Origin of the sequence: Paracidovorax konjaci (assembly GCF_900112675.1) — a bacterium.
Taxonomy (GTDB): domain Bacteria; phylum Pseudomonadota; class Gammaproteobacteria; order Burkholderiales; family Burkholderiaceae_C; genus Paracidovorax; species Paracidovorax konjaci.
Map to the genome: position 1 here is coordinate 356,820 of NZ_FOMQ01000002.1, position 12,637 is coordinate 369,456.

The window sequence follows — 12,637 nt, forward strand, 5'->3', positions numbered from 1 at the left end:
TGACCATGCCATGGGCGTGATCGATGCTCTGCCGCGTGCGCTGGATTGTCGGGCCCCATCGGGGGCCATGGGAAATCTCGTCCTGCCTACCGTGCGGATTGCCGGGCGACCAGGGAACTGGTCGCCCTTTCGGTCCGGTGGCGTGTTTTCTGCATTGCTGCAGGCAACGGCGGCTCAGGCGCGCAGCGCCGTGGCGTTGAGCGCTACGTTGTTGAGCTGCCCGATCGGCGTGGCGGATACCTCTGGCGTTTTGCGTGGGGCGCCCTGGCCTTCGCTCAGGCCGAGTTCCTTGAGCAGCTTGGGGTCGCCCAGCGCACGCTTCGCGGCCTGGGTCAGCGCCGGAGGGGCATCGTGCGCCGGGTTCTGCGAGAGTTCGTAAAGATCCTGCGCGTCCAGTTGCTTGTCGGGTGTTCCTGCCCGGAAAGTGTTCAGCACGTCTTTGACTTCGTGGTCCGGCATGGCGCGCTGCAAGCTGCCGCCGTTGCCCACGAGTACCCTGAGCCCTTGGGGCACCTTGCCGTCGAATGCGCCATTGGCGGCGCGATCGAAACTATCCACGCTGGCGATGCCATCGGCTTTGCCGGACGCGTCGTCGGCCGACTCCAGCTGGGAGAAGAGCTTTGGATTCGCCAGCATGTAGCTGGCGGCGTCGGACACGTTGCCGGGTGTCTGGCCGTCCTTGTTGAGCGCGAGCTTCATGAGGTCGTTCACATTGAGCGTCTGCTGTCCGCTGGACCGCAGGTGGTTGGCCAGCGAGGTGCTGGCCTGCCGAACCGCCTGTTCACGGTCCGCCGGCAGTGAACTCCTTTCGCCGTTGATGTTCTTGGGTGCTTCCAGAACTTTTTTGATACTGCCCATTGATGACTCCTCTGCTGGTGGGTGGGGTGATGCCGACGGTCGATGGGGAACGCGGCTGTCGCAAGACGACTCGAATTCGATGACTGTTGGCCATCGAGTTCGATCCTAGGCAGAGGTGGTGAAGATCATTGCCCGGGGGGCGAAGCATCCGGGCAGCGTGCGAAGCGGTCGCTGGTGCCTTCCTCCTCGGGTTCGCCCGAGAAACCGCCTGAGCCAGGAGAGGATGGGATCGGCGAATTCGGTCCGCGTGGAGCAGACCTTCGGTGAGTTCTTTGGGCTGCTTCGCGTGTGCGCGTCGGGAGAGCGCACTAGCCCAGCGGCGCAACACCGCGCCGGCTGGGCTGCAGCAGCACCACCAGCGCCCCGGCCCCTCCATCGGCGGGGCGGGCCTGCACGAAGGCGAGCACTTCCTTCTTCTGCACCAGCCAGCGCTGCACGCGGCCCTTGAGCACCGGCGCCCGGCCCGGCGATCCCAGCCCCTTGCCGTGGACCACGCGCACGCAGCGCAGGCCGGTGCGGTGCGACAGCCGGATGAATTCACCGAGCGCCTCGCGCGCCTCGTCGGTGCGCAGGCCGTGCAGGTCGAGCTGGCGCTGGATGCTCCAGTGCCCCGCGCGCAGGCGGCGCGTCACGTCGGTGCCGATGCCGGGCCGCCGGAAGCTCAACTGGTCGTCCACGTCCAGCAGCGTGCTCACGTCGAATTCGTCGCTGATCGATTCGTGCAGCACGCGTTCCTCGTCCAGCGTGCGCTGCACGGGCAGGGGCTCGGGCAGCTCGGGGGCATGCCAGCGCCGGTCGCGCTGGCCGCGCAGCGGCTGCACGGGGCCCACGGCATCCTGGAAAAGCATCCGCTCGGCGCGGGCACGGCGCTCGGCCTCGATGCGCGCCTGCCGGGCCTCTGCCTCCCGCGCCGCCGCGTGGGCCAGGGCCTTGCGCAGCGGTTGGAGGTCCTGGAGCGACTTGGCTTTCATGCGCCCGGTTGTACCGCAACCCGGGGCCTGTTTCCGGTGGATCGCGAGCGCCCTCCCGCCCTGCGGGATGGGGGCGATCCGCGGCCACGGGGCCGGTGGGCTGGCCCGGGGTTCAGGGCGCATCCGCGATGTACTCGGCGGCGATGAACTGGGTGGCCTGCGCCGGGTTGAAGTTGTCGTCGCTCACGAAGACGATCACGCGGCGCCCGCCGGGCAGCGGCGGCCCCCAGGCCATGCCTTCCAGGTTGTCCACTGCGGGCAGGTCCGGGCCCGCGAAATCGGCCACCAGGGACTTGCGGGCGGGAACGTGGTTGCCGGGCAGGAGCTGCTCCAGAGCGAGCGTGTCGCTCGCGGAGCGGATGTCGATGCGGTAGAGCCGCGCGGAGAACCCTGCGCCCGCACTGTAGGCGCGCTCCAGCACGAGGAGGTGATCGGGCCCGTCGGCGAGGATCTCGCTCACGCCATTGAGCTGTGGCCCCCAGGGCAGGCGTCGCGCGCGCGGCACGGCATCGGGCACATAGGTCAGCTGCCGCAGGGGCTGCCCGCTGGCGATGTCGATCGCGGTGATGCGCAGCGGGCCGCCGGGCGCCTGGAGCGTGGGCTCGGGGCCGTCCTGGTACCAGGCGGCTTCCATGGCGAGCCAGGCCGTGCGGCCGTCCGGCGAGAGGGCCAGCCCTTCGAGCGTGCGATTGCCCCGGGGCCCCCAGGTGCCGCCGCTTCGGGGCGCAAAGCGGGCCGGCAGCACGAACTGGCGCACCTGCGAGCCATCGGCGCGGCTCTCGCGCAGCGCGGGGCCGAAGCCGCGGGCGAAATCGCCCTCGCTGGTCCACAGCAGCGATTGGCCGCCCGGCAGCCAGCGCACGGCCTCGGGGTCGGGCGCCTCGGCGGGGGTGGGTGTCGCGCGGCGTGCCTGCTGCGGCGAAGGAAAGGGCTGCCCGTCCGCCTGCCGCAGGGTGACCATGCCGGTGAGCTGCGGCGTGTCCAGCGCGTCGGCGCGATAGCGCAGCCGCGCGGTGTAGAAGCGTGCGGGCTGCAGGCTGGAGCGGTCGTCGCTCAGCAGCACCCATTGGTCGTGCACGGGGTCGTAGTCGATCCCCGAGAGCCCGCCCACCGTGCTGCCCAGGAACTCCATCGCATGGGGCAGGGTGGCGGTGCCGATCCAGCGCAGGCGGGGCGCGGCCGGCGCCCCCGCTTCCGGGGCGGTGGCCAGCGGGATGGTGGGCGTTGGCGCGCAGGCGGCCAGCAGGCCGGCCAGCGCGGCGGTGGCGAGGAGGCAGCCGCCGCGCGCGGCGCGGTGGCGCAGCGTAAGGCCGTGCATCACATCAATCCCTCTTCCGCCATGGAGAGGGAGGTTCCCTGCGCGACGATCATGTGGTCCAGCACCCGCACGTCCACGAGCCGCAGCGCGTCGGTGAGCGAGCGCGTCAGGGCCTCGTCCGCGCGGCTGGGCCGGACATGCCCGCTCGGGTGGTTGTGCACCAGCACCACGGATGCGGCCTGGTGGTGAAGGGCGCGCACCACGACCTCGCGCGGGTACACGCTGGCCTGCGCCAGCGTGCCGCGAAACATCTCCTCCATGGCGATGAGCCCGTTCTGGCTGTCCAGGAACAGGACGGTGAACACCTCGTACGGCTTGCTGCCGAGATAGAGCTGGAGGTACTCGCGCACGGCCCGGGGCGACGTGAACATTTCCCGCTTGGGCAGCGCCTGTGCGAGCACGCGGCGGGCCAGCTCCAGCACCGCCACGAGCGCGGTACGCTTGGCCGGGCCCAGGCCCTTGATGCGTTTGAGTTCGTCCGCGTTCGCGTGCAGCAGCCCGCTGATGCCTCCGAAGCCGCCGCTGAGGGCGCCGGTGGCGGGGTCGGGCAGCGCGGGGGAGAGCAGTTCCTGTGCCATCTGCATCACCCCCTTGCCCACGATGCCGGTACGCAGGAGGATGGCCAGCAGTTCGGCGTCCGAAAGGGCGGTGGGGCCACGCGCCAGAAGCCGTTCACGGGGTTGTGCATCGATGGGCAGAGTCTTGAGAGCCATGGGGTTGGAAAGAAGGACGGACAATCGGACCAGACCGCGTGCCCGCTCCGGCGAGGTGTGGGCACTGGGTTTTTATACACTATTTGCAGCAGACCGGCATCCCCCATGACCACCATCGCCTCCTCGTCCGAGCGCTCCGGGCCTTCTTCCCCCACCGTCCAGGAAGGCTCCTTCCTCACACTGCACTACCGCCTCGCCGGGCCGGCGGGCGACGTCATCAACACCTTCGGCGACAAGCCGGCCACGTTGTCGCTGGGCGCGGGCGAGCTGTCGCCCGCGATGGAGCAGCGCCTGATCGGCCTGCCCGAGGGCACGCGCGCCACGTTCGAGCTGCCGGCCGGCGAGGCCTTCGGCGACCGCAATCCCGAGATGCAGCAGTGGGTGGCCCGCAGGCTCCTGGCCGAGCTGGGCGACCCCGACGAGCAGTACGCCACGGGCGACGTGGTGCAGTTCCCCACGCCCGACGGCCTGGGCAGCTACGCGGGCGTGGTGCTGGAGGTGCGCGGGGACGGCGCGGTGCGTTTCGACTTCAACCACCCGCTGGCGGGGCAGCCGGTGACCTTCGAGGTCCAGCTCATCGGAGTGCTCTGACGCCATGTCCATCCCACCCCAGGAAATCGTTCTGGCCGAGCCGCGCGGCTTCTGCGCGGGCGTGGACCGCGCCATCGAGATCGTGGAGCGCGCGCTGCAGAAGTTCGGCGCGCCCATCTACGTGCGCCACGAGATCGTGCACAACACCTACGTGGTCAACGACCTCAAGGCCAAGGGCGCGATCTTCATCGAGGACCTCGCCGAGGTGCCGCCCGGCGCCACGCTGGTCTTCAGCGCCCACGGCGTGAGCAAGGCCGTGCAGGCCGAGGCCCGGGCGCGCGGCTTCAGCATCTTCGATGCCACCTGCCCGCTGGTCACCAAGGTGCACGTGGAGGTGGCCAAGCTCGCCAAGGAGGGCTACGAGTTCATCATGATCGGCCACAAGGGCCACCCCGAGGTCGAGGGCACCATGGGCCAGCTCGATCGCGGCATCCACCTCGTGGAGGACACGGCGGATGTGGCCCGCGTGCAGCCCGCGCAGACCGAGAAACTGGCCGTCGTCACGCAGACCACGCTCAGCGTGGACGATGCCGCCGAGATCACCGCCGCCGTGCGCGCGCGCTTTCCGCAGGTGCGCGAACCCAAGCAGCAGGACATCTGCTATGCCACCCAAAACCGGCAGGACGCCGTCAAGGTGCTGGCCGGACAGGTGGAGCTGGTCATCGTGGTGGGCAGCCCGACCAGCTCCAACAGCAACCGCCTGCGCGAGCTGGCCGCGCGGCTGGGCACCACGGCCTACATGGTGGACAGCGCGCAAGAGCTGCGCACCGAATGGTTCGAAGGCGTGCAGCGCGTGGGCCTCACGGCGGGCGCGTCGGCCCCTGAAGTGCTGGTTCGGCAGGTGATCGACCGCATCAGGGCGCTGGGCGCGGTGGCGGTGCGCAGGATGGATGGCATCGAAGAGACGGTGAAGTTCCCGCTGCCCAAGGGGCTCAAGATCGATGCGGCCACCGGGCTGGAGATCAGCGAGCGGACACCCGAAACAGGCGCTGCGGGGCATTGAGCGAATCCCGGCGGAATGAAAACGACGCCGATATGCTATTTATTTTGTAGCAAACAATTCAATGAATCCGGCGGCATGGATGCATTTTCATGCCCAAGGTGTATCTGCCGGCTCCGGGAGGGCGCCGGGCAAAGCCCCCACGCCTTCCTGCCCCAAATCCCCACCGGCGGTAGGACTTCTTACAATTTCCGCTCGATTCACTCCGAGGGAGCCCTCACTCCCTGCTTATGGAAATAGCATTACTGTTCGCCCTCATCCTTCTCAATGGCCTCTTTGCCATGTCCGAGCTGGCGCTGGTTTCAGCGCGCAAGACCCGGTTGCAGAAGCTGATCGATGAGGGCGATAGCGGCGCCATCGCCGCCATGAAGCTCGGCGAAGACCCGACGCGTTTTCTCTCCACCATCCAGATCGGCATCACGTCCATCGGCGTGCTCAACGGCATCGTCGGCGAAGCCGCCTTGGCCGAGCCGTTCGCGGTCTGGCTGCTGTCCGTGGGCATGCCCGAGAAGTACGCCGGCTACACGGCGACGGGCCTGGTGGTGGTGCTCATCACCTATTTCTCCATCGTCGTGGGCGAACTCGTGCCCAAGCGCCTGGGGCAGAGCTACCCCGAAACCCTGGCGCGGCTGGTGGCCCGGCCGATCAACTGGCTGGCGCTCGCCACCAAACCCTTCGTGCGGCTGCTGTCGGTGTCGACGCAGGCCCTGCTGCGCCTGCTGGGCGTGAAGGAAAACACCGCCAGCGCCGTGACCGAGGCCGAGATCCATGCCGTGCTGGCAGAAGGCACGAGCGCCGGCGTGATCGAATCCCACGAACACCAGATGGTGCGCAACGTGTTCCGCCTGGACGATCGCCAGATCGGCTCGCTCATGGTGCCGCGTGCCGACGTGGTGGTGCTCGACATCGAGGACAGCTTCGAAGACAACGTCCGGCGCATCGAAACCTCCGACCATGGCCGCTTCCCCGTGGTGCGCGGCGGCATGGAAAACGTGCTGGGCGTGCTCAATGCCCGCCAGTGGCTGTCGCGCTCGCTGCGCGAAGACGTGCGCGATCTGGCCACCCAGCCGCTGCAGACGGCGCTCTACGTGCCCGAGACGATCACCGGCATGGAGCTGCTCGACAATTTCCGCCAGTCCGACCTGCAGATGGCCTTCGTCATCGACGAATACGGTGAAGTGCAGGGCATCGTCACGCTGCGTGACCTCGTCGAAGCCATCACCGGCGAATTCCACGCGCGCGACCCGGCCACGTCCTGGGCGGTGCAGCGCGAAGACGGCAGTTGGCTGCTCGACGGGCACATTCCCGTGCCGGAACTCAAGGACCGGCTGGATCTCGACGCCGTTCCGGAGGAAGACCGGGGCCGCTACCACACGCTGAGCGGCATGGTGATGCTGCTGACGGGCAAGCTGCCCAAGGTGACGGACACCGTGCAATGGGAGGGCTGGCAATTCGAGGTGGTGGACATGGATGGCAAGACCATCGACAAGGTGCTGGCCAGCCCGCTGCCCGCCGTGACCATCGCGGAAGCCCAGGGGACGGCCCTGGCCGATTGACGCCGGCGACGGCGCCGGAGGCTGCCCGGCAATGCCCGGGCGGCTTCTTTCCTCTCAGCTCCAGAGGTCGAGCGGCGGATCGGCGGCCACGGCACGCAGGATGTCCGTGCGCGAGATGAAGCCGGCGAGCGTGCCGTATTCGTCCGTCACGGGCAGGCCGGGCAGGCCCGTGTCCAGCAGCACGCCCGCCACGCGGCGCAGTTCGGTATCGGGCGCCACCGTGGGCACCGGGCTCACCATGACTTCCGATACCGGCCGGCGTGCCAGGTCGATCGCCGCTTTCACGCTGCCCGGCTCGGGCAGCAGGTCGAGCGGGGCCATGTCGGCGCGCAGCAGCAGGCCGACCACGTGGCCCTGCGCATCCACCACGGGCGCCTGCGCGACGTGGTACTGCGCCAGCGTTTGCCACGCGTCGTTCACACGGACATCCGGCGGGACTGAAAGCGATCCGGAAGTCATCACATCGCGCACGTGCATGAGGGGTTGGCGGGCCTGCTGCGGCCCTTGCTCCGTCTGCGCATAGGCGCTGACTGCGACCTGCGCAAGCAGGTTCACGTGCGGTGGGGCGGGAGCGGGCGGTTGCGGCGCGACCTCCGGCTCGGGAACATCGGGGCCGCGGGTGCGCAAGGCCTGGGGACGCTGCACGCGGCGCACGGGCGACACCTGCGACAGCTGCTCGGGACCGCCGCGGTACATCTGCCCCAAAGGGCCGAACACGAAGAACATGCGCCATCTCCTGCTGAGGAAAGCCGCGGAGCGCGGCCTATGGGCATGTTATCGGCAGGTGCGGCGCGTGGCACAGGGCGCGGCAGGCATCTGCTGGACGGGTGTGCGGGGCTTGCCGGGCGCTGCACGGCGCGTGCCTGGGGCCGGGCTGCATACACTCCGAGGGTCCGCTCCGGTCAAGGCCGGGTGCCGCCTTCTCATCCATCCCTTCTTCACGTGCTTCCCCATGATCGATCGCTCCGCCATTTCTTCTGCCCGGCTGCGCCTGGCCGCGCACCCCGACTTCCTGCGGACGACGCCGCTCATGCGGCTGTCCGGCCGCTCGCTGGGCATCGGCTGCGCCGAGGTGTGGCTCAAGCTGGAGCACCTGCAGGTGGGCGGCAGCTTCAAGGCCCGGGGCATGCTGTACCGCCTGCTGGCCAACCCCGTTCCGGACAGTGGCGTGATCGTGGCGTCCGGCGGCAATGCCGGCATCGCCACGGCCGCTGCCGCCCGCTCGCTGGGCGTTCGCTGCGAAGTCTATGTGCCCGAGGTCTCGCCGGAGGCCAAGCGCGCGCGCCTGCGGGCCCTGGGGGCGCATGTGGTCGTGGGCGGCGCCACCTATGCAGAAGCCCTGCAGGCCTGCCTGGCGCGGCAGCAGGAAACCGGCGCCTTGCTCCACCATGCGTATGACCAGCCCGAGGTGGCCGCGGGTGCGGGAACCCTTGCGCTCGAGATGGAAGAGCAGGCGGGAGGGCTGCCGGACAGCGTGCTCGTGAGCGTGGGCGGCGGCGGGCTGATCGCCGGCATCGCCGCGTGGTGCGAAGGGCGCGCGCGCGTGGTCGCTCTGGAGCCCGAGCGCGCACCCACCCTCCACAGCGCACGCGCGGCGGGTGCACCGGTCGACGTGGCGGTCGGCGGGATCGCCGCCGACTCACTGGGTGCCCGGCGCATCGGCGACATTGCCTGGCAGGTGTCGCAGCGCCATGTCCAGGATGCCTTGCTGCTGCCCGACGAAGCCATCCGCGCGGCTCAGCAGTGGCTCTGGCATGAACTCAAGCTGGCCGTGGAGCCCGCAGCGGCCCTGGGCATCGCTGCCTTGCAGAGCGGCGTGTACCGCCCGCGGCCGCAAGAGACGGTGGGTCTGGTCATCTGCGGGGCCAACTGCGATCCCGCAGCGGTGGCCTGAACGACAGGGTCAGCCGGTTCCACACTCGGCGGCGCTCGCTCCGTCGCAGTTGACCATCCAGCCCACACCGAAGCGGTCCACCAGCGTGCCGAAATGCGCGCCCCAGAACGTGACGGTAAAGGGCATGGTCACCAGCCCGCCTTCCGACAGGCCGCGGAAAATGCGCTCGCCATGCGCCGCGTCCGAAGGGCAATTGATCGACATCGAAAACCCCGCATGCCCACCGAACGGCTGGCCCGGCATGCGGTCGCTGGCCATGAAGCGGTGGCCGCCAGGCGCTTCCAGCGTGGCATGCATGATCTTGTCGCACCAGTGCGCGGGCAGCTGTTTCTCGAGCGGAGAGCCTCCATAGCGCTGCACGGACTGGACCGCCCCTCCCAGGCACCGTGCATAGAACTCCAGCGCCTCTTCGCAATTGCCATCGAAGAAAAGATACGGTTCTATCTGCATCGCGCCTCCTGTGCTGTTGGATGCATCCTAAAGCGATGAGGCCCGGATATTCAATGCCTGACAACCCATGGGGGGTGGTCGGTAAAATCGCGGGCTATGCTCGATATCCTCCTCCTTCGCAAAGACCTCGATTCCGCCATCGCGCGGCTGGAAACCCGCAAGAAGCCCCAGAGCTTCCTCGAGGTGGAAACCTTCCGGTCCCTGGAGTCCGAGCGCAAGACGCTGCAAACGCGGACCGAGGAACTGCAGGCCCGGCGCAACCAGCTTTCCAAGCAGGTCGGCCAACTCAAGTCCAAGGGCGAGAACGCCGACGGCGTGATGGCCGAGGTGGGCAGCCTCAAGATCGAACTCGAAACCTCCGCTGCGCGCCTGGAGCAGATCCAGGCCGAACTGCACGCGCTGCTGGTGGCCGTGCCCAATCTGCCGCACGAGAGCGTGCCGGTCGGCTCCGATGAGTCGGGCAACGTGGAGATCCGTCGCTGGAGCCCGGACGGCCAGGCACCCCAGGCCTTCGATTTCCCGGCCAAGGACCATGTGGACCTGGGCGAACCCCTGGGCCTGGATTTCGACATGGGTGTGAAGCTCTCCGGCTCACGCTTCACCGTGATGAAGGGCCCCATCGCCCGCTTGCACCGCGCATTGGCGCAGTTCATGCTCGATGTGCAGACGCAGGAGCATGGATACACCGAGTGCTATGTGCCTTACGCCGTCAACGCGGACTCTCTCAAGGGCACGGGGCAGCTGCCGAAGTTCGAGGGCGACCTCTTCGCCGCGAAGAAAGGCGGGCAGGAGGGGGAACCGGTGCCAGACAACGCGGCGCTCTACCTCATTCCGACCAGCGAGGTGCCTCTGACGAACTTCGTGCGCGACCAGGTCGTGCCGGAGGCAGAGCTTCCCATCCAGCTCACGGCGCACACTCCATGTTTCCGCTCCGAGGCCGGAAGCTATGGCCGCGACACGCGCGGCATGATCCGGCAGCACCAGTTCGACAAGGTCGAGATGGTGCAGATCGTGCACCCGGACAAAAGCTACGAGGCGCTGGAGGAGATGACCCGCCATGCCGAGGCCGTTCTGCAAAAGCTCGGCCTGCCGTACCGCGTGGTGCTGCTGTGCACGGGCGACATGGGTTTCGGCGCCGCCAAGACCTATGACCTCGAGGTGTGGTTGCCCGCTCAGAACACCTACCGCGAGATCAGCTCCGTAAGCAATTGCGAGGCTTTCCAGGCGCGGCGCCTGCAGGCCCGCTTCAAGAACGCCCAGGGCAAGAACGAACTCCTGCACACGCTGAACGGCTCAGGGCTGGCCGTGGGCCGAACCTTGGTGGCAGTACTGGAAAACTACCAGAACGCCGATGGCAGCGTGACGGTGCCCGAGGTGCTGCGCCCTTATCTGGGCGGGCTGGCGGTGTTGAAATCCTGAAGAACATCCACCATGACCTATCCCCTCTACAACGCCAGCATCCCCGTCTTCCGCCAGATGCTGGGCTCGCTGAAAGACATTCTGTCCAAGACCGAAGCCCACGCCATGGCCCGCAAGATCGAGCCCGATGCGCTGCTGCAGGCCCGGCTGTTCCCCGACATGTTTCCGATGGCGCGGCAGGTGCTGGTTGCGTGCGACTTCGCCAAGGGAGTGTCGGCGCGGCTGGCGGGCGCCGAAGTGCCTTCGTTCCCCGATGCGGAGCGCCCCGGCTTCGTGGAATTGCACGACCGCATCGACACCGTGCGGGCTTTCATCGAAAGCCTGCCGGTGGCGCAGTTCGAGCAAGCCGCAACGCGCCAGATCACGCTGCAGCCCGGCACGCCGCGTGAGAAGCAGTTCGTGGGCGAGACCTACGTATTGCACTACGGCCTGCCGCAGTTCTTCTTCCACGTGAACGCGACCTATGCGATTGCCCGCCACAACGGCGTGGAGCTGGGCAAGCGCGACTACATGGGCAAGTTCTGAGCAGGAAAAAACGAGCGGCGTGGCGCGAACGTTCTGGCAGCGCAAACTTCCTGCTAGAATCCGCGCTTCGACACAGGAGAGGTGGCAGAGTGGTCGAATGTACCTGACTCGAAATCAGGCGTGGTGGCAACATCACCGTGGGTTCGAATCCCACCCTCTCCGCCAAATGCGCAAGATCAAACGGGCCCTTCGGGGCCCGTTTTTATTTGTGCCTTTGGGAACGGCAGCCGCGTTCCCCGCATCGTCTTTTCTCATCGCCATGCCATGGCCGATGGCTGGAAACATTTCCGACGATCAACTCACGTTTAATAAATACAAATAATTCGCATTCGCTGTTTTGTTTGTATCATCGCTTTCCATAAGCCGGAACTGTTGCCGGCAATTCCAGGAAGCGTTGCCTATGTCCTTGCCGTTGTCCGAACCTTCCTTGGCCGATGTGTTCGTTGCCCACCGGGCACAGCTGTGGCGTGTGGCGCGGCAGATCGTGAATACCGGGGATCTTGCGGACGACGTCGTGCAGGATGCCTATCTCAAACTGGCGGAAGGCCCGAGTACGAGGGTGGCGGATCGGCCCATCGGCTACTGCTGCCAGGTGGTGCGAAACCTTGCTTTGGACTACTGCCGGCGACACAAAGTCGAAGCCAGCTATCGCACATTCGACGTGGACGTCGAGGCGATCGACGTCCCATGCCATCGGTCGCCCGACCGAATGATGTGCGAGCAGCAGGTGATCCATGCGATCGATACGGTGCTCTCGCAACTGCCCCCACGGACTCGCATGGTGTTCGAGCTCTACCGCATCGAAGGGCTGACCCAGCGCCAGATCGCTGAAAGGCTGGGTTGCGCGCTGGGGCTCGTCAACGGCCTGATTGCCGATGCCGCAAAGGCCGTTGCCCGGTGCCGCGTGCACATGATGCCCGGCCAGTGATCCGTCCAGCGTCGGATCGGCTTGCCGGCTCCCGCCGCGATCTGCCGCGGACCGGATGGGGGTGGCTTCTGGATGCGCTAGGCTTGGCGCATGAATGCACCGTACGACGACGATCCTGTCTGGGACACCGCCTGGGCCTGGGTCCAGCGCGAATTCGATCGAGAGACTTTTGACGAAGCAGCGCGTGCCGAGATGACGGCATGGTTGTTGGAAGACCCGCTGCACAGGCGCAGGTATGAAGAGGCGGCCCATCTCTGGCTGCTGGCGGGCATGGTTCCCCGCCGAAGCGGCAATCAAACGGGTGGTGGAGAGCGAGAAGACGCTTGATGTCTTTGCTGCACTCCCGACAGCCGGTGCAATTGCCAAGGAATGCATCTGCGGCTGGCTGTGCGGTGAACAGATTGCCTCGCGAAT

Annotated in this window: 14 protein-coding genes and 1 tRNA gene; 9 read left to right on the top strand and 6 right to left on the bottom strand. The window is 67.4% G+C overall.

All coding sequences use genetic code 11. The features are described from left to right. Positions 1-174 precede the first annotated feature (174 nt). The 4 genes from BM144_RS04175 to radC form a co-directional block, all read right to left on the bottom strand. A complete protein-coding gene (locus BM144_RS04175) occupies positions 175-858 on the bottom strand; it encodes a hypothetical protein (protein ID WP_092950024.1) in 684 nt (227 codons plus the stop codon). 308 nt (positions 859-1,166) lie between these two features. Then, a complete protein-coding gene (locus BM144_RS04180; RefSeq protein WP_092950025.1) occupies positions 1,167-1,829 on the bottom strand; it encodes a Smr/MutS family protein in 663 nt (220 codons plus the stop codon). A gap of 112 nt (positions 1,830-1,941) precedes the next feature. Next, positions 1,942-3,147: an esterase-like activity of phytase family protein gene (locus BM144_RS04185; RefSeq protein ID WP_092950026.1), complete on the bottom strand. Its 1,206-nt coding sequence runs from the start codon at positions 3,145-3,147 to the stop codon at positions 1,942-1,944. Further along, positions 3,147-3,860: a RadC family protein gene (gene radC / locus BM144_RS04190; protein ID WP_092950027.1), complete on the bottom strand. Its 714-nt coding sequence runs from the start codon at positions 3,858-3,860 to the stop codon at positions 3,147-3,149. The genes BM144_RS04185 and radC overlap by 1 nt, the downstream gene beginning before the upstream one ends. Positions 3,861-3,965: 105 nt before the next feature. Here radC and BM144_RS04195 point away from each other — a divergent pair, with 105 nt between their 5' ends. The 3 genes from BM144_RS04195 to BM144_RS04205 all read left to right on the top strand — a co-directional run bounded on the left by BM144_RS04195 (position 3,966) and on the right by BM144_RS04205 (position 7,007). Continuing rightward, positions 3,966-4,451 carry an FKBP-type peptidyl-prolyl cis-trans isomerase gene (locus BM144_RS04195; protein ID WP_092950028.1) on the top strand — a complete coding sequence of 162 codons (486 nt, stop codon included), beginning with the start codon at positions 3,966-3,968 and terminating at the stop codon, positions 4,449-4,451. Positions 4,452-4,455: 4 nt separating this feature from the next. Continuing rightward, positions 4,456-5,454 (top strand): 4-hydroxy-3-methylbut-2-enyl diphosphate reductase, encoded by a 999-nt coding sequence (gene ispH / locus BM144_RS04200; protein WP_092950029.1) that lies wholly within the window; start codon positions 4,456-4,458, stop codon positions 5,452-5,454. A 227-nt stretch (positions 5,455-5,681) separates the two neighbouring features. Continuing rightward, positions 5,682-7,007, top strand: a complete 1,326-nt coding sequence (locus tag BM144_RS04205; RefSeq protein ID WP_092950030.1) for a hemolysin family protein — start codon at positions 5,682-5,684, stop codon at positions 7,005-7,007. A gap of 54 nt (positions 7,008-7,061) precedes the next feature. Here BM144_RS04205 and BM144_RS04210 read toward each other — a convergent pair whose 3' ends face one another. After that, on the bottom strand, positions 7,062-7,733 hold the full coding sequence (locus tag BM144_RS04210) for a CBS domain-containing protein (RefSeq protein WP_092950031.1): 672 nt from the start codon (positions 7,731-7,733) through the stop codon (positions 7,062-7,064). 226 nt (positions 7,734-7,959) lie between these two features. On the opposite strand from BM144_RS04210, the gene BM144_RS04215 reads away from it, so the two are divergent. Next, complete coding sequence (locus tag BM144_RS04215) at positions 7,960-8,901, top strand: threonine/serine dehydratase (RefSeq protein WP_092950032.1); 942 nt, start codon at positions 7,960-7,962, stop codon at positions 8,899-8,901. Positions 8,902-8,910: 9 nt separating this feature from the next. On the opposite strand, the gene BM144_RS04220 is transcribed toward BM144_RS04215, so the two are convergent. Then, positions 8,911-9,351: a VOC family protein gene (locus tag BM144_RS04220; protein ID WP_092950033.1), complete on the bottom strand. Its 441-nt coding sequence runs from the start codon at positions 9,349-9,351 to the stop codon at positions 8,911-8,913. 96 nt (positions 9,352-9,447) lie between these two features. Here BM144_RS04220 and serS point away from each other — a divergent pair, with 96 nt between their 5' ends. The 5 genes from serS (at position 9,448) to BM144_RS04245 (ending at position 12,550) form a co-directional block, all read left to right on the top strand. Beyond that, the gene (serS, locus tag BM144_RS04225; RefSeq protein WP_092950034.1) at positions 9,448-10,770 is read left to right on the top strand and encodes a serine--tRNA ligase; all 1,323 of its coding nucleotides are present in this window, start codon (positions 9,448-9,450) and stop codon (positions 10,768-10,770) included. Positions 10,771-10,782: 12 nt separating this feature from the next. Continuing rightward, positions 10,783-11,295, top strand: a complete 513-nt coding sequence (locus BM144_RS04230; RefSeq protein ID WP_092950035.1) for a DUF1993 domain-containing protein — start codon at positions 10,783-10,785, stop codon at positions 11,293-11,295. Between the two features lie 75 nt (positions 11,296-11,370). Continuing rightward, a tRNA-Ser gene (locus BM144_RS04235) sits at positions 11,371-11,460 on the top strand. Between the two features lie 235 nt (positions 11,461-11,695). Next, positions 11,696-12,223 (top strand): sigma-70 family RNA polymerase sigma factor, encoded by a 528-nt coding sequence (locus tag BM144_RS04240; protein WP_092950036.1) that lies wholly within the window; start codon positions 11,696-11,698, stop codon positions 12,221-12,223. Between the two features lie 90 nt (positions 12,224-12,313). Beyond that, complete coding sequence (locus tag BM144_RS04245; protein WP_092950037.1) at positions 12,314-12,550, top strand: DUF4880 domain-containing protein; 237 nt, start codon at positions 12,314-12,316, stop codon at positions 12,548-12,550. The last annotated feature ends 87 nt before the right edge of the window (positions 12,551-12,637 follow it).

What these genes read in the sequence shown, in the direction of transcription:
- BM144_RS04180 (WP_092950025.1), bottom strand. Translation starts at nt 1,829, where the DNA reads ATGAAAGCCAAGTCGCTCCAGGACCTCCAACCGCTGCGCAAGGCCCTG.
- BM144_RS04210 (WP_092950031.1), bottom strand. Translation starts at nt 7,733, where the DNA reads ATGTTCTTCGTGTTCGGCCCTTTGGGGCAGATGTACCGCGGCGGTCCC.
- BM144_RS04195 (WP_092950028.1), top strand. Translation starts at nt 3,966, where the DNA reads ATGACCACCATCGCCTCCTCGTCCGAGCGCTCCGGGCCTTCTTCCCCC.
- ispH (WP_092950029.1), top strand. Translation starts at nt 4,456, where the DNA reads ATGTCCATCCCACCCCAGGAAATCGTTCTGGCCGAGCCGCGCGGCTTC.
- BM144_RS04245 (WP_092950037.1), top strand. Translation starts at nt 12,314, where the DNA reads ATGAATGCACCGTACGACGACGATCCTGTCTGGGACACCGCCTGGGCC.
- radC (WP_092950027.1), bottom strand. Translation starts at nt 3,860, where the DNA reads ATGGCTCTCAAGACTCTGCCCATCGATGCACAACCCCGTGAACGGCTT.
- serS (WP_092950034.1), top strand. Translation starts at nt 9,448, where the DNA reads ATGCTCGATATCCTCCTCCTTCGCAAAGACCTCGATTCCGCCATCGCG.
- BM144_RS04205 (WP_092950030.1), top strand. Translation starts at nt 5,682, where the DNA reads ATGGAAATAGCATTACTGTTCGCCCTCATCCTTCTCAATGGCCTCTTT.
- BM144_RS04220 (WP_092950033.1), bottom strand. Translation starts at nt 9,351, where the DNA reads ATGCAGATAGAACCGTATCTTTTCTTCGATGGCAATTGCGAAGAGGCG.
- BM144_RS04215 (WP_092950032.1), top strand. Translation starts at nt 7,960, where the DNA reads ATGATCGATCGCTCCGCCATTTCTTCTGCCCGGCTGCGCCTGGCCGCG.
- BM144_RS04175 (WP_092950024.1), bottom strand. Translation starts at nt 858, where the DNA reads ATGGGCAGTATCAAAAAAGTTCTGGAAGCACCCAAGAACATCAACGGC.
- BM144_RS04185 (WP_092950026.1), bottom strand. Translation starts at nt 3,147, where the DNA reads ATGCACGGCCTTACGCTGCGCCACCGCGCCGCGCGCGGCGGCTGCCTC.
- BM144_RS04230 (WP_092950035.1), top strand. Translation starts at nt 10,783, where the DNA reads ATGACCTATCCCCTCTACAACGCCAGCATCCCCGTCTTCCGCCAGATG.
- BM144_RS04240 (WP_092950036.1), top strand. Translation starts at nt 11,696, where the DNA reads ATGTCCTTGCCGTTGTCCGAACCTTCCTTGGCCGATGTGTTCGTTGCC.